The sequence below is a fragment of the Bacteroidota bacterium genome (assembly GCA_016195025.1).
Classification (GTDB): Bacteria; Bacteroidota; Bacteroidia; order Palsa-948; family Palsa-948; genus Palsa-948.
In genome coordinates, this window is the sequence record JACQAL010000058.1 from 1 (window position 1) to 18,939 (window position 18,939).

At 39.7% G+C, this 18,939-nt stretch carries 18 protein-coding genes and 1 tRNA gene; 3 read left to right on the forward strand and 16 right to left on the reverse strand.

Annotated elements, in window-relative coordinates; genetic code table 11:
• Positions 1-346 precede the first annotated feature (346 nt).
• The 5 genes from hemW to HY063_11605 all read right to left on the reverse strand — a co-directional run bounded on the left by hemW (position 347) and on the right by HY063_11605 (position 5,196).
• Complete coding sequence (hemW, locus tag HY063_11585) at positions 347-1,489, reverse strand: radical SAM family heme chaperone HemW (protein MBI3502423.1); 1,143 nt, start codon at positions 1,487-1,489, stop codon at positions 347-349.
• Entirely contained in the window at positions 1,489-2,991 is a 1,503-nt protein-coding gene (locus tag HY063_11590) for a HAMP domain-containing histidine kinase (protein MBI3502424.1), read from the reverse strand. The genes hemW and HY063_11590 overlap by 1 nt, the downstream gene beginning before the upstream one ends.
• Positions 2,992-3,063: 72 nt before the next feature.
• The gene (locus HY063_11595; GenBank protein ID MBI3502425.1) at positions 3,064-3,474 is read right to left on the reverse strand and encodes a hypothetical protein; all 411 of its coding nucleotides are present in this window, start codon (positions 3,472-3,474) and stop codon (positions 3,064-3,066) included.
• A 47-nt stretch (positions 3,475-3,521) separates the two neighbouring features.
• Positions 3,522-4,520, reverse strand: a complete 999-nt coding sequence (locus tag HY063_11600; GenBank protein ID MBI3502426.1) for a DUF3089 domain-containing protein — start codon at positions 4,518-4,520, stop codon at positions 3,522-3,524.
• 4 nt (positions 4,521-4,524) lie between these two features.
• Positions 4,525-5,196 (reverse strand): hypothetical protein, encoded by a 672-nt coding sequence (locus tag HY063_11605; GenBank protein MBI3502427.1) that lies wholly within the window; start codon positions 5,194-5,196, stop codon positions 4,525-4,527.
• Positions 5,197-5,239: 43 nt separating this feature from the next.
• Between HY063_11605 and HY063_11610 the strand changes: the two genes are divergently transcribed.
• A complete protein-coding gene (locus HY063_11610) occupies positions 5,240-6,646 on the forward strand; it encodes an FAD-binding protein (GenBank protein MBI3502428.1) in 1,407 nt (468 codons plus the stop codon).
• 3 nt (positions 6,647-6,649) lie between these two features.
• Here HY063_11610 and HY063_11615 read toward each other — a convergent pair whose 3' ends face one another.
• On the reverse strand, positions 6,650-7,324 hold the full coding sequence (locus HY063_11615) for a hypothetical protein (protein MBI3502429.1): 675 nt from the start codon (positions 7,322-7,324) through the stop codon (positions 6,650-6,652).
• 51 nt (positions 7,325-7,375) lie between these two features.
• On the opposite strand from HY063_11615, the gene HY063_11620 reads away from it, so the two are divergent.
• The gene (locus tag HY063_11620; protein ID MBI3502430.1) at positions 7,376-9,445 is read left to right on the forward strand and encodes a tetratricopeptide repeat protein; all 2,070 of its coding nucleotides are present in this window, start codon (positions 7,376-7,378) and stop codon (positions 9,443-9,445) included.
• Here HY063_11620 and HY063_11625 read toward each other — a convergent pair.
• Together HY063_11625 and HY063_11630 are read right to left on the reverse strand one after the other, a co-directional pair.
• Complete coding sequence (locus HY063_11625) at positions 9,435-10,511, reverse strand: RluA family pseudouridine synthase (GenBank protein ID MBI3502431.1); 1,077 nt, start codon at positions 10,509-10,511, stop codon at positions 9,435-9,437. The two genes, HY063_11620 and HY063_11625, sit on opposite strands and share 11 nt — an antisense overlap.
• A gap of 44 nt (positions 10,512-10,555) precedes the next feature.
• Positions 10,556-10,628 (reverse strand) — tRNA-Gly (locus HY063_11630).
• Positions 10,629-10,702: 74 nt separating this feature from the next.
• Here HY063_11630 and purB point away from each other — a divergent pair.
• Positions 10,703-12,055 carry an adenylosuccinate lyase gene (purB, locus tag HY063_11635; protein ID MBI3502432.1) on the forward strand — a complete coding sequence of 451 codons (1,353 nt, stop codon included), beginning with the start codon at positions 10,703-10,705 and terminating at the stop codon, positions 12,053-12,055.
• On the opposite strand, the gene aroE is transcribed toward purB, so the two are convergent.
• From aroE to HY063_11675, 8 genes are all read right to left on the reverse strand, one after another.
• Positions 12,052-12,807, reverse strand: a complete 756-nt coding sequence (gene aroE / locus HY063_11640) for a shikimate dehydrogenase (GenBank protein ID MBI3502433.1) — start codon at positions 12,805-12,807, stop codon at positions 12,052-12,054. The two genes, purB and aroE, sit on opposite strands and share 4 nt — an antisense overlap.
• Before the next feature lie 39 nt (positions 12,808-12,846).
• Positions 12,847-13,473 (reverse strand): VTT domain-containing protein, encoded by a 627-nt coding sequence (locus HY063_11645; GenBank protein MBI3502434.1) that lies wholly within the window; start codon positions 13,471-13,473, stop codon positions 12,847-12,849.
• Positions 13,474-13,479: 6 nt separating this feature from the next.
• On the reverse strand, positions 13,480-13,794 hold the full coding sequence (locus HY063_11650; GenBank protein MBI3502435.1) for a rhodanese-like domain-containing protein: 315 nt from the start codon (positions 13,792-13,794) through the stop codon (positions 13,480-13,482).
• Positions 13,795-13,800: 6 nt separating this feature from the next.
• The gene (locus HY063_11655) at positions 13,801-14,583 is read right to left on the reverse strand and encodes a phosphosulfolactate synthase (protein MBI3502436.1); all 783 of its coding nucleotides are present in this window, start codon (positions 14,581-14,583) and stop codon (positions 13,801-13,803) included.
• A 79-nt stretch (positions 14,584-14,662) separates the two neighbouring features.
• Complete coding sequence (thrS, locus tag HY063_11660) at positions 14,663-16,654, reverse strand: threonine--tRNA ligase (GenBank protein ID MBI3502437.1); 1,992 nt, start codon at positions 16,652-16,654, stop codon at positions 14,663-14,665.
• 99 nt (positions 16,655-16,753) lie between these two features.
• Positions 16,754-17,593, reverse strand: coding sequence for a Fic family protein (locus HY063_11665; GenBank protein ID MBI3502438.1), 840 nt, complete (start codon positions 17,591-17,593; stop codon positions 16,754-16,756).
• Between the two features lie 192 nt (positions 17,594-17,785).
• A complete protein-coding gene (locus tag HY063_11670) occupies positions 17,786-18,190 on the reverse strand; it encodes a hypothetical protein (protein ID MBI3502439.1) in 405 nt (134 codons plus the stop codon).
• Between the two features lie 247 nt (positions 18,191-18,437).
• The gene (locus HY063_11675) at positions 18,438-18,890 is read right to left on the reverse strand and encodes a hypothetical protein (GenBank protein ID MBI3502440.1); all 453 of its coding nucleotides are present in this window, start codon (positions 18,888-18,890) and stop codon (positions 18,438-18,440) included.
• Positions 18,891-18,939: the final 49 nt, after the last annotated feature.

The following is an 18,939-nucleotide window of genomic DNA, read 5'->3' on the forward strand; positions in this document are numbered from 1 at the left end:
CATAATTCAATTTTTTGCCACAAAGGCACAAAGGCACGAAGAAATACACACAAAAAATACAGGGCTGTTCTTGGTGAATCTTGGTGACTTTGTGTTTTAGTGGCAAGTTGTTTTTTCTTTTCTGAAATGAATTATGAAAGAAGTCTAATAGCCCCGATCTTAAGGTCGGGGAATAGAATGAAACAGGACTTACGCAAAAACAAAAAGCAATGCCACAAAAGCACAAAAGCACAAAAAAATACACACCAAAGTTTAGTGGGATTTGGTGCTTTAGTGTTTTAGTGGCGAAACTGCGTAAGTCCTATGAAAATAAAAAATGCCTGTCTTTTTTGTTCCCGAACTCACGTTAACTGAATAAATCGCCCGCAATTTTATCTGCAAAAAGTTTTCCTTTTTGCGTAAGGAAAAGAAAATGGCTTTCTTTGGTAAGCATTTTTTCAGATACGTATTTCTTCGCTTCCTTATTTATATGCGCAATGAACTTCATTCCGAAATTTTGTTCGATGTAATTCAAATCGGTTCCCCACCGGGTGCGCAGCGAAGTCATAACATACTCGTTGTATTTTTGCTCATGCGATAAAATTTCTATCTGATAGGGAATATTATTTCTTTTCAGTGAATTAATATAAACTGCGTTGCTGCTTTTATTCCATTGCCTCGAAGCGCCATTGTAGGAATGTGCCGAAGGCCCCAACCCAAGATAAGTTTCTCCCCGCCAGTAATTGCTGTTATGCTTCGAGTAAAATCCTTCTTTGCAGAAATTGGAAATTTCGTAATGGACGAATTTTTTTTTCTTCATTTCATTCATGAGAATTTCAAATTGCTTTGCGCTTTGTTCCGGTTTAACCTTTTTAATTTTTCCTTTGCGGATATAAATATCCAGCGCGGTGCGCGGCTCTACGGTAAGTGAGTAGCAGGAAATATGCGGAACATCCAGTTCAAACGCCTGCGCAATATTTTTTTTCCATTGTTTATCCGTTAACGTTTGTGTTCCATATATCAAATCAATTGAAATGTTGGTGAATCCTTCGTGCTGCGCATTTTTTACAGAAGCGGTTGCTTGCGCTGCAGTATGAATCCGGTTCATGAATTTTAAATCTTCATCGGAAAAACTTTGTATGCCAATGCTCAGCCGGTTGACAGGCGTTTGCGCGAGTTCTTTCAGTTTTTCTTTTGTCAAATCATCGGGGTTTGCTTCCAGCGTGATTTCAGAATTTTTATCTATTAAAAAATGCCTGGAGAATTCGGAGAATAGTTCAAGCAGTTCTTCTTTTGAAAGAAGGGAAGGAGTGCCTCCTCCGAAATAAATTGTTTCAAGTTGTGTTTTTTCTGTTTCGGAGGAATTGCCAAAATAATTTTTTTGCAGTTCAATTTCTTTTTTGAGTGCGTCAATAAACTCGCGCTTCTTTTTCAGCGAGGTGGAAAAATGAAAATCGCAATAGTTGCACGCCTGGCGGCAATAGGGAATATGAATGTAAATGCCGGACATTATTTATTCAGAACAATTCGTATGGTTGTTCCTTTGCCAATTTCCGAACGCTTCACAAAAATTTTTCCTCCGTGATAGTTCTCCACAATTCTTTTCACCAGGGAAAGCCCCAATCCCCATCCGCGCTGCTTGGTGGTAAAGCCCGGTTGAAAAATGGTTTTGAATTTGGTGCGCGAAATTCCTTTTCCCGTATCGGAAACGTCTATGTAAATATATTGGAGTTGGTCGGTAACTTCAATGGTAATGGAGCCGTTTCCGTTCATGGCATCCACAGAATTGCGGCAAAGATTTTCAATCACCCATTCGAACAGCGGAACATTCAGTTTGACATAAATGGAATGAGCCGCCATTGCCTGAACAGAAAAGTCAACGCTTTTTGACGTGCGCGTTTTCATATACTCAACTGATTTTTTCACTACTTCAAGAATGTCTGTCTTTTCCAAAACGGGAATAGAACCGATTTTTGAAAACCGTTCAGTAATTGTTTCGAGGCGCTTCACATCCTGCCTTGCTTCTTCGAGCATTTTTTCATCCACTCCTTTCATTTTTAAATATTCCAGCCATGCAATAATGGACGAAAGCGGAGTACCCAACTGATGTGCAGTTTCTTTTGCCATGCCGAGCCACACCTGGTCCTGCTCCGCCCTTCGCGCAGTGCTGAAAAGAATGTAGGAGATGAGAAGAAAAATTCCGATGATGCCGAACTGGAAGTACGGATAATAGCGTAGTTGCGTGAGTAAAAAAGATTCTTTGTAGAAGATAAAATTTTTCTGCCCGTCACCCAAATCCACTTCAATGGGAGGATTTTCCTTCGCCATTTCTGAAATTGTTTTTTCCGTAAACGCAGAGTCGCGCATTTTAAGGGAATCCATGTTTCCGAAAGCGAGGATAGTTGTCCGGGTTGAATCGGTATAAATCACCGGCACCGATGCGGTGTTTACCGCCACTTCCGAAATAAATGATTTGATTAATCCGTCAAACACCGATTTGAGTTCAGTGAATAAATGCGAATCGCGGTAGTAGAGATAATTTTTTTTGCCTGGTAAATATTCTATTTCAATGGGCGTGTGCTGAAAATTCATCGTGTCAATTTGCCCGCGCAGGTACATCGTGTCTTTGAGCAGCGTGGAGTCAAGGTTTTTTGAAAGAAGCACATTTTTTTTATTGTCGGAAATAATTACGGGAATGGTTTGGTTGTTCTTGATAACTTCCAGCACAAAAGTGTAATCGCTCAACTCCCGCCCGAGTTGGCGGTTGGCTTCCGCCCAGAGTTTAATTTTCTGCCGCTCTTCGTTTTCTATTTTATGAAAAAGCTCATTGGTGTATTTTACAAGATTGGCTTTTCGCTGAATGGCTTCCGCCCACAGGCGCACTTTGTTCCGCTCATCGTTCGCAATTTTTTTTACCAGCAGGTGGGTGTACCAGAGCGAAACCATGACAATGAGCATGGCGCCCAGGAGCAAAAAAAATTTCCATCGCTGTTTACGGGAGTAAATATTCATGGGTGCGGATAATGAACCTGCTGCACGCAGGTTTCTACGAATATACGAAAGAAGAAAAAGAGAAGAAGAAAATTATTCCTTAATGGAGAAGGAAACATCGGGCTGAGCAACCTGCGTTACGCCTTTTCCGTTTGGCTCGAGCATGAGAATTTTTTCGAGCGTAAACACCGCGCCTTTGGTTGCGTATTTATTAATTTCTTCTTTTTGCTTTTCGCTCCATTTTCCCCCGGGTCCTGTTTCAGAAATTGCAGAGGTGGCATTATCGGCATTTGTTGCCGTGGTCGTGAGCGCAAAATTCCGGATTAAATATTTTGAATAATCCTTTTTATCTATGGCGCCCAGCAGCGATTGAAGATTGGGAAACGCCAGCAATTCTGCTTTTGTGAATTGCGCATTGCCTTTGGAAGCAGCGGTTGCCTGTTGCGCAAATGTGCATCCGACAGATGCAACAGTGAAGAGCGAAAGGAAAAGTAATTTTTTCATTGGTGTGAATTTATAAGCAAATGTACTATAAAAAAATAAAAAAGCAACTATCCGTGGCGCAGATATGTTTCCACTCTCAGTTTGGCATTCTCGCGGATGTTCATCCAGAAAAGATTATAGTCGAGAATATGATAGCGCCTTTTTCCCGGATAACCTTTTTTATTTTTCTTATGCACCCACAACAATCCATCGGGAGAAACTTTTGCATCGGCAATTCCTTTATCAATTCCGGTGAAGCCATAGGGCACGCTTCCGAGATTCAGCGATACATTCGCGCAGCATGTATCGTGTTTCCACGTTAACGGGTTTTCGCACTCAAGATTTTTTCCAAAATATTTATCGGCCGGCACATTCCAGCAGGTAGAATTCCAGCAAATGATGCAGCTCGTTTGCGAAGCGGAATCAGAGGCGGGAATAGTTGAGTAAGAATTCTTTTTTATTCCATAGCCAATCGCATACGCGGCAACTAATTTTTTCCGGAGTGCAGAGTCCTTTTCAAAATAATCGTGAAGCAAACGTTCTGCGTGGCCGCTTCCCTGGCTATGCGAAGCAAGGATGATGGGTCGTCCGTTATTATAATTTTTCAAATAATATTCAAATGCTTTCTTCACATCTTCATAGGCAAAATCAAGCGCCTTGCCTCCGCTTCCTTCGCGCATGGCATACGCCCAAAGGACTGCCTGCCGGTAACGCGGTGCATATATTTTGCAACTTGCGTTGAACACACTCGCCTGATGGCGAATGGTGCTCTTGTCTATTCTGCGATTTAGTTTTTTATTATTCACATCTGCGTTCCAGTGTTTTCCTGTCAGATAAATTGTCGGATAAATAAAAAACACATCTGCTTTTGCATTTGCCTGTTCGTCTTTCAGATTTGTTCCGTAGGGAATTGCGTCAGCGCTGTCTTTTTTCGTGGGAAGTGCCGCCCAATATTTTTCTTGTGAATAATCTGGCGCAGAGGGAGCTTTGCTTTTTTCAAAACTGCGAAGCGGAGCGAGGCAGGAAGAAAGAAAAATAGAAAAACAAATAAAAAAAAACTTCCTCACAAAATTATTTATTGATGTGATAACTTACCAAAGTGAATTTAGTAGTAATAACTGTGTCAAAGGGGGTATTTCTTTCTTCACGTTTAATAAGTCCAATATCTTTCGTGTAATATTCTCGAGTCATCCAATATTGTTCTGCGTTATTCATCCCGATTCCAAAATAACCAGCATCGTATTGAAGTGTTATTAATGTATGGCTATATATCGTTGGATTAATTACAACAGAAGTATCGGTTTTCCAAATAGCAAGCGACCATTGATGTCCTGAAAAATAATCCCAGTGTCCCTCTCCGCAATCTCCATTAGGATCGCATAATATAGGTACAAAATAACTTCCACACGTTCCTCCGCAAGTTGAAAGAGAATAACCTTTCACATATACAGTATCATAGAAAATTGATTTGGCTAATAATCGCGGGAGAACATATTCTTCATATTCCGGAGTAGTTCTATAATCATTCTTATTATACCTCAGGTCAACATATTTATCTGTTTTCATTGTAGCGCCATTGCTGTAAGTCCACCAGGAACCCGGATAAGTGGGGAAATAACTTTTAGGAAAAATAGTATCAATTTTAGTTGTATGAGATTGAGATACCGTTGCTATATCCTTTGAACAAGAATAAAAAGAAATATAAAAGATAGCAAGAAAACATATCGATAAGAACACTTTCATGTTTCAAATGTATGAAAAATAAATTTTAAACTACATTTGTTAAATGAACTTCAATAAAATAACGCCAACTCACATTGATTTGTTCAAAAATATATGTGGAGGTGAATTTGTTTTATATGATAAAGATTCGCTCGATAAATATTCCTCCGATGAAACAGAAGATTTGAAATTTCTTCCTGAAGTTGTTCTGAAACCAAATTCCGCAGAACAGATTTCTGCGATATTAAAAATCTGCAATAAAGAATTAATTCCTGTTACTCCCCGTGGAGCGGGAACAGGATTGAGCGGAGGCGCGCTTCCGGTTTTTGGCGGAGTAATTCTTTCCACGGAGCGATTAAATACTATTATTGAGATTGACGAACGGAATCTGCAGGCAACTGTTGAGCCGGGAGTCATCACACAAATTTTTCAGGAAGCAGTAATTGAAAAAGGTTTGTTCTATCCTCCCGACCCATCGAGCAGGGGAAGTTGTTTTCTAGGTGGGAACCTTGCCGAGTGCGCGGGTGGTCCGCGCGCGGTGAAGTATGGCGTAACGAAAGATTATGTTTTGAATCTTGAAATGGTTGTGCCCACCGGAGAAATTATCCGGACGGGCGCAAACGTTCTGAAAAATTCTACCGGATATAATCTTACTCAACTCGTGGTGGGCAGCGAAGGAACGCTTGGAATAATTACGAAAATTGTTTTCAAACTTCTTCCGTATCCGAAAAAAAATGTGGTGATGCTTGTTCCGTTTTTCTCAGCCGAGAAAGCATGTGAAGCAGTGTCGGCAGTTTTTCGCGCGGGAATTATTCCCTCCGCTATGGAATTTATGGAGCGTGATGCGATTGATTGGGCAATGAAATATGTGAGCGGAATAACTATGAAAATTAAAAATGAAATTCAGGCACATTTATTAATTGAGGTGGACGGAAATGATTTGGAAGTAATAATGAAGGATGTTGAAAAAATTTCCGAAGTACTTTCACAATTTGAATGTGATGAAATTCTTTTTGCAGATACTGAAGAGCAAAAGCAAAATCTCTGGCGTATGCGCAGAAGCATTGGCGAAGCGGTGAAATCGCATTCTATATATAAGGAAGAAGATACGGTGGTGCCCCGCGCTGAACTCCCGAAACTTTTGAAAGGCGTGAAAGGAATAGGGGAGAAGTATGGATTCAAATCGGTTTGTTACGGACATGCGGGCGATGGAAACCTGCACGTGAATATTATTCGCGAAAATCTCAGCGATGAAAAATGGAACAATGAAATTCCCAACAGAGCCATTCCCGAAATTTTTCAACTCTGCGTTTCGCTCAAAGGAACTTTATCGGGCGAGCATGGAATCGGCTGGGTGCAGAAAAATTATATGAACATTGCTTGTCATCCAAAAGCAATTTCACTTCAGAAGGAAATCAAAAAACTTTTTGACCCGAACGGAATAATGAACCCCGGGAAAATATTTGTGTGAAATTTAACTAATGAATTTGCTGTCCCACTCAAACTCGCTGAAGTTTTGATTCAGCCGTATGTAGCCGATGTGAGCGAACGTAGAGGAGAAAAAAATATTTGAGAGAAGAAAAATAAACAGGCGGGAAGGATAATCAACCGGAATTAAAATTGTAATAAAGATAGAGAGCGTAAGAAAAGTAAGAATGAAATTTTTTATTGTCCGAAGAGGGAATGCAACTATTTTCCTGAATGCATTCAAATCATTTCCCCATTTATAAATGAATAAAAATTTATTTTCTCCTACTTTGGCAAATAACAGCGGGTCTTTGTTCCTGTCTTCCAATTTGAAAAGAGAAGCGGGCGCAAGAATTTTAAACTCCGAAAACTTTACCTGATATTTTTTCTCAAGTTCTTTTACGTGAAGAATTGCTTCATAGGGAATTTCGCCCTTAAAAAGTTTTGAATCAAGAAAACGAAGGCGGTAAGTGATGGCTACATTTTTTATTTGGTCAGAAGTAAAAATATTCTCAGAGGAGATAGAAATAGTTGATAGGGAAGATTCGGGATTAAAAATCCTATCATAAATTTCTTTTTCTTTTTTAATCTCCGCGTTAAAAATAGAATACGCTTCATCTAGAGGAGAATATTTTTTCTTCTCTTTGATTAATTCATTCTCTATGTTAATGCGCGAAAACATTTTTAGAATTATCTTCAACAAAGTTAGGAATTTTTACTTTTACATCAAATTATGCAACGGATATTTTATTCACTTATTGCAATAGTGTTTTTTTGTTTAACTGCTTTTGCCGAAAATGGCGATTCGCTTAAAGCCGCTCTTTCAAATGCAAAAACTGATTCTTCGAGGTTTAATGTTTTGGATAAACTCGCGTGGGCTGCACTTTATTCAGACATTGACAAAGCCCAGTATTTTGCAAATGAAGGATTATTGTCAGCAGTAAAATCAAAAGAGAAAAAAATCATTGCTCGGGCGCACCATACGCTTGCCACAGTTTTCCTGCAGGAAAATAAAAATGACAGCGCACTGTTTCATTTTCGCAAAGCCATAAAACTTTTTTCAGAAGCAGGAATGGAAGAAAAATCTGCGGGCTCTTACAATGGAATGGGAAATGTTTGTCTTTATGAAGGCGCCTATGAAAAGGCGCTCGATAATTATTTGCAGGCGCTCCGGCTTCTCGAAAAAAATCCTAAGTATAAAGACAAAACCGGTTTGGTGCTCGGCAACATCGGCATTGTGTATTACAATCTAGATAATTTCGATAAGGCAATTGAATTTTATAATCGCGCATTGGAAATTCATACAATCACAGGAGATTCTGCGGGAATGGCAAATACATTATCCAATCTTGGAAATATTTACAAAGACAAAAATGAATTTGATAAAGCGGAAAATTATTTTAGCAAGGCATCCCTGCTTTTTGAAACTCTTCATGAATTATATGGCGCTGCAACATGTTACGCAAGTATTGGATTGATTAATGCGTCCCGGGAAAATTATGTACAGGCACTTGGAAATATTTCCCGTGCGCTGGATATGTATAAAGACCTGAAGAATGAAGATGGCATTACAAACATTTATTGCGACCTTGGACAAATATATTTTCAGATGAAGAAATATCAGAAGGCAATTGAGTATTTGAATCAGAGCATTGAAATGGCAAAAAAAATAGGAGCAAAGAACAGAATCATGGAAGCATACGGATGGCTTCATAAAGTTTACGAATCAAAAAAAGATTTTGAGAACGGATATCGCTATTTGAATTTATACCTGCATGCGAAAGATTCCATTCTAAACCAGGATAATTCTAAAAACATTGCGCGGATGCAAACCATTTATGAAACGGAAGAAAAGGAACAGCAGTTGGAAGCAAAAGAAACAGAACTGAAAAAAGAGCAAGCAGAACTCCGTCAGAAAACCATTCAGCGGAATGCATTTTTATTCGGAGGAGGATTGATTTTAATTCTGATGATAGTGATTTACATAGCGTATGCGCAGAAGAAAAAATCAAACAAGGCAATTACTTTTCAGAAGGAAATCATTGAGCAGAAAAATAAAGACATTACCGACAGCATTAATTACGCCAAGCGGATTCAGACGGCAATTCTTCCCGGAAAAGAATTTGTGCAGAAATTATTTCCTCAGTCATTTGTTTTTTATCATCCGCGCGATATTGTGAGCGGTGATTTTTATTTTTTCGCAGAGGCGGGAAAGAAAAAAATTGCCGCTGCCTGCGATTGCACCGGGCATGGTGTTCCGGGCGCATTCATGAGCATGATTGGAAATGATTTGCTTCATAAAATTGTGAATGAAAATAAAATTACTGATACTGCAAAAATTCTGAGTGAACTTCATAAAAATATTTTGCAGGCATTGAACCAGGATATTCAGAACAGAACATCGTTTGACGGAATGGATGTTTCCATTATTTGCTATGACGAAGAGAAAAAACAAATTCAGTTTTCCGGAGCAATTCGCCCGTTGTATTATTTTACTTCAGCAGGATTTCAGGAACTGAAAGGCGACAGGAATTCCGTTGGAGCGGAAGGCGCAGCATTTTCTTCGCAGCAGATTTCTTTGAACGGCTCTTCCACTTTTTATCTTTTCTCCGATGGATATGTGGACCAGTTTGGCGGGAAGAATGGGAAAAAATTTATGGCGAAAAAATTTAAAGACGTTCTGAATTCTGTTCAGAAGAAATCCATGCAGGAGCAGGAAGAAATTTTATCGAAAGAATTATTTGAATGGAAAAATGACAGAGGGCAAGTAGATGATGTGCTTGTAATCGGAATCAGGATTTAATGTAATCTCTCCACAACTTTATTATTGTTTTCATATCATCCGGCAAATCAGTTTCAAAATCCATTTTCTTTTTTGCAGTGGGATGTTCGAACGAAAGATATTTTGCGTGAAGCGACTGCCGCGGACAAATCCGAAAACATTTTTCAACCATCTCTTTATATTTTCCGTGAGTGGAACTTTTCAGAATTTTATTTCCTCCATAATCCGCATCTCCAAAAACTGTGTGCCCGATGTGTTTCATGTGAACTCTGATTTGATGCGTGCGCCCGGTTTCCAATTTACATTCAACCAGCGAAACATACTTGAAATTTTCCAGAACTTTATAAAGCGTAATTGCGGGCTTGCCGTGATTTCCCTCCGGGAATGCCGCCATTTTTTTCCGGTCGCTTAAACTTCTTCCTATGTGAACATTGATGGTTCCTTCTTTTTCTTTCGGCTCTCCCCAAACCAGCGCAACATATCTTCTTGAAATTTTTCTGTCGAACATTTCCTTTGCAAGTTTTGCAAGTGATAATTCATTCTTCGCGACAATTATTAATCCGGAAGTTTCTTTGTCGAGGCGATGAACTAATCCGGGACGAACCGAAGCATCTTGCCCTTGCCCTGAAGGGAGTAGGGGAGATTGCACTTTTTTCTTTTCTCCTTTTAGCGTTGAGATTTGGTTGAGATAATACAACAACGCATTAATGAGAGTTCCTGAATAATTTCCGTGCGCGGGATGAACCACCATTCCGGCTTTTTTATTTATGACAAGCAAATCATCGTCTTCATAAATTATTTCAAGCGGAATATTTTCAGGAAGAATATTTATTTCCTTCGGAGGATGTGCGAGCACAATGCTGATTTCATCGGCAGGTTTTACTTTGTAACTCGATTTTATTTGCCTGCCGTTCACCAAAACATTTCCGGCTTCAATGGCAGATTGAACTCTCGTGCGCGTGGAATTGGCAATGTGAGTGAAAAGAAATTTATCTGCGCGAAGCGGTTCTTGTCCTTTGTCAACGACAAATTTTTTATGTTCGAACAATTCTTTTTCTTCGGTTATGCTTTCCAAATCTTCAGACATAGTACAAAAGTAAAAATCCCCCGATTGTGTCGGGGGATTCTTCGAGCGGAAGACGGGACTTGAACCCGCGACATTTACCTTGGCAAGGTAATGCTCTACCAACTGAGCTACTTCCGCATTGGATTGCAAAAATAGAAAAATCTATATCTTGTAAAATAGGGAAGGAGATAAGTATTTTTGTAACTTCGGGTATGAACGAAAACCATAATCCTCTTTTTGCTGTTTCACCGATTGACGGGCGCTATCATTCGCAAACAAAAGAGCTTTCAGATTATTTTTCAGAATACGCTTTAATCAAGTACCGTTTGTTTGTTGAGGTGGAATATTTTATTGCGCTTTGTGAATTGCCCCTGCCTCAACTGAAAAGTTTTGCAAAAAAGAATTTTGAGAAACTCAGAAAGATTTATATGGAATTTTCTCAGAAGGATGCGGAGAAAATAAAACAAACGGAAGCCATCACCAATCACGATGTGAAAGCAGTTGAATATTTTCTGAAAGAAAAATTTGACGCGCTGAAGTTTTCCGAATACAAAGAGTTCATTCACTTCGGGCTTACTTCCCAGGATATAAATAACACCGCCACTCCGCTTCTTTTTAAAGATGCGATGAATCACGTTTATCTTCCGTTGCTGGAGAAAATTATTTCCGATTTAAAATGGATGAGCCAGGAATGGAAAGATATTTCCATGCTTGCGCGCACGCACGGGCAGCCGGCTTCTCCCACGCGCTTGGGAAAAGAAATGCTTGTGTTTGTCGAGCGGCTTGCCATGCAAAGAAAATTGTTGCAGGAAATTCCTTTCTCTGCAAAGTTTGGCGGAGCAACAGGAAATTTCAACGCGCATCACGCAGCATACTCAACTATTAACTGGGTGGATTTTGCAAATCATTTTGTGAAAGATAAATTGAGTTTGCACCGCTCGCAGTACACTACGCAGATTGAACATTACGATAATCTTTCCGCGCAACTGGATGCAATGAAAAGAATAAATACCATTCTCATTGATTTATGCCGCGATGTGTGGATGTATGTTTCGATGAATTATTTCAAACAGAAAATTAATAAAGATGAAATTGGTTCTTCGGCAATGCCGCATAAAGTAAACCCGATTGATTTTGAAAATGCAGAAGGAAATCTTGGTGTTGCAAATTCTTTCTTCGAACATTTATCTGCAAAGCTTCCCGTTTCGCGCCTGCAAAGGGATTTGACGGACTCAACTGTGTTGAGAAATATTGGAGTGCCGTTCGCGCACACAGTCATTTCATTCAAATCAGTCCTGAAAGGTTTTGGAAAATTAATTGTGAATGAAAAAGCAATTGAAAAAGATTTGGAAGACAACTGGGCTGTGATTGCAGAAGCCGTGCAGACAATTTTAAGAAGAGAAGCTTACCCGAATCCTTATGAAGCGCTGAAAGAACTCACGCGCAAAAATTCTTCCATTACTAAAAAAGATTTTGAAAAATTTATTTCCGCACTGAAAGTGGAAAAGAAAGTAAAAGATGAATTAAAAAAACTTTCTCCTGCAAATTATACCGGAGTTCATTAATTGTTCCAGATTCTCCATGCTTCTTCCGCCTGCAAATGCAGCATCTCTAATCCGTTTTTGATTTGCGAGCCCTTCTCTTTTCCTTTTTTCAGAAATAATGTTTCCTCCGGATTATAAATTAAATCGTAAAGGAGATGCTTGCGGGTAAGAAACTCAAAGGGAATATCCGGGCAATTATTACTATTTGGAAACATTCCAAGGGGAGTTGTATTGATTATTAATGAACATTCCTGAATAATACTTCGGTTTATATCCGAATAGGAAAAATGATTTTTACTTCTTGACACTGACCTAAAACTAATTTTAAGCATGTCTAAAATATACTTTACTGCTTTTGCTGCACCGCCTGTTCCAAGTACCAATGCTTTTTTAGGATGCAGTTTTAGCAGCGGCTGAAGAGATTTTTCAAACCCAACAATATCTGTATTGTATCCCTTCAATTTATGATTTGAAATTTTTATACAGTTAACCGCTCCAACTTTTTTTGCCGCTTCATCTATCTCATGAAGAAACTTCAGTATGCCTTGCTTGTGCGGAATGGTTACACTCAGCCCTGCGAGGGAAGGGTTTTGTTTGAGCAATTCGGGAAATTCATTTATGTTTTCAATCGGGAGGTTTCTGAACTCGCAATCAGAAATATTTTCACGCTTGAATTTTTCTGTAAAATATTTCTGCGAGAAAGAGTGGGCGAGAGGATAACCAATCAATCCAAACAGCCGTTTGATGTTTGATGTTTGATGTTTGATGTTCATGAAGTTCGCTGCGGGCTTTGCGTCTTTGCGAGAAATATTTTACTTCTTAGAATGCTTGATGAATTCAAAAACAATAGGAAGAATGGAAATAAAAATAATTCCGATAGCAACCAATTCAATATTCTTTCTTATCCATTCAATTTCTCCGAGAAAATATCCAGCGAATATCAAACTTGCAATCCAGATTCCTCCTCCGAGAATATCGAACGAAAAAAACTTTTTATAATTCATTTCGGCAACTCCGGCAACAAACGGTGCGAACGTTCTCACAATGGGAACAAAACGTGCGAGGATAATTGTTTTCACTCCGTATTTTTCATAGAAGGAATGTGTTTTATCCAAATGTTTTTGCTTGACTAAATTTCTATTTCCAAATTTCAAACGGGTTACTTTCAATCCGAGTATTCGCCCAATCCAGTAATTGGAATTATCTCCCAGAATGGCGGCAGCAAACAGAAGCAAAACCAACACACTCACATCCATAAACCCGGAACGCGCAAACAATCCGGCAGTGAACAGCAGCGAATCTCCCGGGAGAAAAGGAAAAATCACTACACCTGTTTCAATAAAAATTACAAGAAACAAAATTACATACACCGCTGTTCCGTATTGTTGAAACAGCCATTGGAAATCAAGATGAAGAATATGTTTGAAAAGTTCGAACAAGCGGAATTAATATTTTGTAATGGCGGCATCAATTTCATCCGCCCACCGATGAATTCCGCCTTTAAGATTGAAAACATTGGTAAAGCCCTGCGCTTCGAGCGCCTGTGTGATTACACCCGAACGGTTTCCGGTTCTGCAATAGAAGACAACTTTTTTGTCGCGAGAAATTTTATCGAGATTAGTCATTACTTCTCCCATGGGAATTAATTCTCCGCCAATGCTCGCAATATCTCTTTCATAGTCCTCGCGCACATCAATTAACTGGAAGTCCTCTTTAGCGTCTTTCATTTTTTTTAATTCGGTACAGGTGATTTCTTTCATAAAAAATTATTTGATTGCTTTAGAAAATTCTTTCGGAAGAAAAGTGAAAAAAGTATCTCCGCGCAAACCAAGGCGCAATGTTTCAAGCGGCAATGCTTCTTCCGGAGCAATGTTTCCAAGATTCACATTTGCTCCTAATTGTTTTATCCACCAGACCTGCTGTGATTTTTTGGGCGCTTCCCAGATAATATTTTCTTGTTTCACTTTCGCTTTTATTTTCTGAACAAGCGTTTCGTGCGCGTGTCCGCTTGCGCGGTAAATTCCCACCGTTCCGCTTTCACGCGATTCGGCAATCACTTTCCATGAACCGGCTTCCAGTTCTTTGTTCATCATACTAATCCACAGGTTCGGGTGAATGATGATTCCTTCTTCTTTCGAACCCACTTCAGAAAGCACTGTATAATTTTTTGCGAGTTTGGAAATGTATTCACATTTTTTATTGTGGCTGAGTTCAATGGAACCGTCAGATACCTCGGCTGTATCGAGTTTGAATTTATCGAGGAACGCGCAGTATTCGTCAAACAATCCGCGAATGATGAATGATTCGAAGAGGGTTCCGCCAAAATAAACTTTGAGTCCGGCATCTTTGTATAATTTTATTTTCTCAGAAAGATTTTTTGTGATGACGGATGTTCCGAAGCCGAGTTTTACAAAGTCAATAAATTCTTCGGAAGAATGAATCATGTCTTCCGCCTGGCGCAAACTCAATCCTTTGTCCATCACCATGGAGATGCCGTCTTTTCTCGGCTTCTTCGTTCGTTTGGGAATATGAGGCAAGGAAACGTTCATGGGCAATTTTAAAAGTTGAACGGCAAGTATAGGGAAATTTCAATTTCGCGAACCTGATTCTTCTCAACGTTTTATTTTGTTATTCGAAAACTTCTTTCACTTCCTTCTCAATCTTATTAGCAAACTCTTCGACATTCATCGTTCCAACATCGCCTTTGCCGTGTTCGCGCAGAGCAATGGAGTTTGCAGCAATTTCTTTTTCGCCAAGGATTGCCATATAGGGAACTTTCATTGTTTCCGCATCGCGGATTTTCTTTCCAATCTTTTCCGAGCGGTCATCTACCGATGCGCGTATGTTATGCTTTCGGAAAAGTTCGAGAATGTTTTTTGCATTCTCGTTGAAGCGGTCGCTGATGGGAAGAATAGTAACTTGTTCAGGCGCGAGCCACACAGGGAAATTGCCCGCGTAATGTTCTATGAGAAAACCGATGAAGCGCTCGTGCGTTCCCAGCGGTGCGCGGTGAATGCAGATGGGAGTTTCCGCGTGATTATTTTTGTTAATGTATGTCAAGCCGAATCTTCTCGGCTGCGCAAAGTCAACTTGATTTGTTGCCAAAGTAAATTCTCTTCCAATGGTGCTCCAGATCTGCACATCAATCTTTGGTCCGTAGAAAGCGCCTTCATCGGGAACTTCCTTGTAAGGAATTTTTGAATCAATCAAAACATTGCGCACCATGTCTTCTGTTTCAATCCAGAGTTCGGGTTCGTTCACATATTTCTTTCCGAGTTTTTCTTTTGAATGCGTGGAGAAGCGCATTACATATTTATCTATTCCGAAGATTTTAAAATACTTCAGGTACATTTCATTCACCGCTATGAATTCCTGCTCGAACTGTTCCTTGGTGCAATAAATATGCGCATCGTTCATTTGCATGGAACGCACGCGCATCAATCCGAATAATTCACCGCTTTGTTCGTAGCGGTAAACAGTTCCGTATTCCGCAAGGCGGAGCGGCAACTCTTTATAACTCGGATTCAGCGAAGCAAATATTTTATGATGGTGCGGACAGTTCATCGCCTTGAGATAATATTTTTCATTGTCCATTTCCATGGGAGGAAACATGCTGTCGGCATAGTAGGGGAGATGCCCGCTGGTTTTGTACATAGATTCTTTTGCGAGGTGCGGAGTGCGCACGCGCTTGTAACCCGCGCGCTCTTCGGTAACTTTCGCAAGCGTTTCCAATTGCTCAATCATCACGCCTCCGTTCGGAAGCCATAGCGGAAGACCGGGGCCCACATCATCATCGAAGGTGAAAATCTTTAACTCCTTTCCAATTTTTCTATGGTCGCGCTTCTTTGCTTCTTCAAGCATTTTCAAATACTCGTCCAGTTCTTTCTGCGCAGGGAAAGTGATTCCGTAAATGCGCGTGAGTTGCTTGTTCTTCTCGTCACCGCGCCAGTATGCGCCAGCAATGTTGAGCAACTTCACTGCTTTTATGAATCCTGTATTAGGAATATGCGGACCTCTGCATAAGTCAACAAAATTTCCCTGCTGGTAAAAAGTAATTTGTCCGTCCTGCAAATCGTTAATCAGTTCGAGTTTATATTCATCTCCTTTCTTCTGAAAATATTCGAGTGCATCTTTCTTCGAAACTTCTTTTCGCACGTAGGAATTTTTCTGCCGCGCGAGTTCGAGCATTTTATCTTCTATCTTTTTAAAATCTTCCGAAGAAATTGTTTTGCCTCCAAGATCAACATCGTAATAATATCCTGCATCAACAGGAGGACCGATTCCGAATTTAATTCCCGGATAAAAAGTTTCAAGCGCTTCCGCCATCAAATGTGCGGATGAATGCCACATCGCGCTTTTTCCTTCGGCATCGTTCCATGTGAGAAAAAGAATTTTAGAATCTTCTTTTATCGGACGGGTTGCATCAATGACATCCCCCGCCTCCGCTGCGCGGAGTCGAACTTCGTTCCCAACCTTCCGGTTGCCTTCATTAAGGGGGACAACTTTTGCTGCAAGAACATTGCGCGCAAGCCCTTCGCTTATGCTTTTGGCAATATCAAGCGCGGTGGTTCCTGCTGCGTATTCTTTAATCTTTCCGTCAGGAAAAGTTATTTTAATCATAAGGACGGCAAAGATAGAAAAAGAAGAAGAAGGAATAATTCAACTAAGATTAATTGCCGAACCGGAGGTGAATTTCTTGTACAGAAATATCAAATGATTCTAAACTAACGCATACATGAGGACGGAAGACCTGACGGCAGTTAAAAATAAGAAAAGGAAATTTATTCCTTTATTCCGCTGCTCGTATTTTTCAATTTCCCGTTTCATATATTTTATATACTGGCTGCACATAAAGTTTCTGAAAATGTCTATATTGTTTTTTTCTCTTGAATCATTTAATGCTTTTATGTAAGCGGATTTGTCTTCAAGAAATACAATGGAGAGCGGTTTCTTATGTGCTGCCTGAATATAATTCATCAACAGGCGGGCAGTGCGCCCGTTGCCGTCAAACCAGGGATGAATGCTCACTAAATAATAGTGCGCGTTAAACGAGAGTTCATATACTTCTTCATTCGTTTTTATTGAATTGATTTTGCTTTGCAGTTTTTGACAAAGTTCATTTACCATAGAAGGAACTTTATCGTAGTTCACAAAATAAGTTGTTCCTGCCGTAACATTGCCGAGCCGGAAGTCGCCTTTTGTATCATCGCACATTCCAAGCGGAGTGCTGCGCTGCTGCCCTGTGTTTTTATTCACGAGTGCGTTTATCTGTTTCAGAAATTCAGGGGTAATCCCGATTCTGTTTTTTGCTTTGTCAAGGCAAAACAGCAATGCTCTGTAATGGTCTTTCACCATTTCATGTTCACTCATTGATTTTCCCTTTGCAGTAATGCCTTCGGTTATGAGCAAAGTGGTTTCTTCGAGTGTGAGCGTGCTGCCTTCAATGGCGCTGCTGTGGTGCACAATGGCAATGCGGTTGAACTGCTCAAAGTCAACAACTATATTTAGTTTGAGCGATTCAAACTTTTGAACCCATTTATTTAGTTCATCCCATTGCATGATGCAAAGTTAATTTGTTTAGAGATTGGAGAAGTCACAGACGCGCGCCACATTATGGGTTGAACACTATTCACAATAAAATTCATTTATAGCCATTTCAATTCTTATTTCTTTTTTCCGTTCAGCAACCTTCCGATTACTTTATCTTCTAATTGTCACGATTGAAAGTAACTGTCTGTCCGCTGTGTTTCTTTATTTGTCAGTCTTAGAAATAAACCCCGCCCACGATTCGAGAGTAAGAAACACGCAGTGAAAAATAAGTCCTCCGGTGCGCATAAAAAGTCCACCCTCAATAGTCGGGAAAAAATTCCAGTGGATAACATATACGATAAGAATCAGCGCATGAGCGGCAGCGCCAACGCGGTTCCATTTTCTCACATTTTCCTGGCGCGAACCCATCAGCAAAACAACTCCGATGAGCGCAAACAGCGTGTATGCCTGAAACAAACCAACATGCCCCAATTTATCTGCCTGAAGAAATTTGAAAACACCAATGCCATTCATCATTCCTATTGTTGAAGCGATGGCAAAACCTGTTCCGGCTGCCACGGCAATTGTACCATGAACTTTTAAGATTTTTTTTCGGATCAGTTCCATGGGCTGCCACGGCAATTGTACCATGAACTTTTAAGATTTTTTTTCGGATCAGTTCCATGAGTTTTATTTGATTAGTTACTTTTTGTTGTTTTCAAAGTTAAGAATAGTTTGTCTGGTCTGCCGAGCGCAACTGTCAAGCCGAGAAAATTATTTGTCGGTGATTACTAATTTCTCCGTAACAACCTCACCCCCGCCCTCTCCTTGCAAAGGAGAGGGAGTTGTCAGCCGAGCGAAATTGTCGAAATCTTTATTTGCTATATTGCTCTGGTGTGACCTTTATATCAAATAAATATTTCCCGTCTTTGTCTTTATAGTAATAAATTAAAGTGACTTTATTGTCTCGCATTATTTTATAGCTTGGATTTGATGTTGCTTGATTGATAATAGAAGGTTCATAGATTTTTTTAATTGCGTCTATATTTGAAATTCCTTTTTGAACATTAACTAAAGTATAATTCCACTGCATTTCATTATTTGGATAAGCAATGCAATCGTCCAAGCGAATATCTTTATTAACAGTGATTGGACAATCTTTGTTTAGCTTATTTGCTGATTCTAATAATTCCTCGTGAATTGCTGAAGTAGATTTTCCGCGAAAAAGCTGGACGATGAGTATTATTCCTATTACTGCAAGTATTACAAAGAATTCTCTTTTTAGAAAATTTTTGATTGTCCATGGTTTTTTTTCAAGTGGATTCATTTTAAATTTTATTTATAAAGTTATTGTCGACCATGCGCAACTGTCAGCG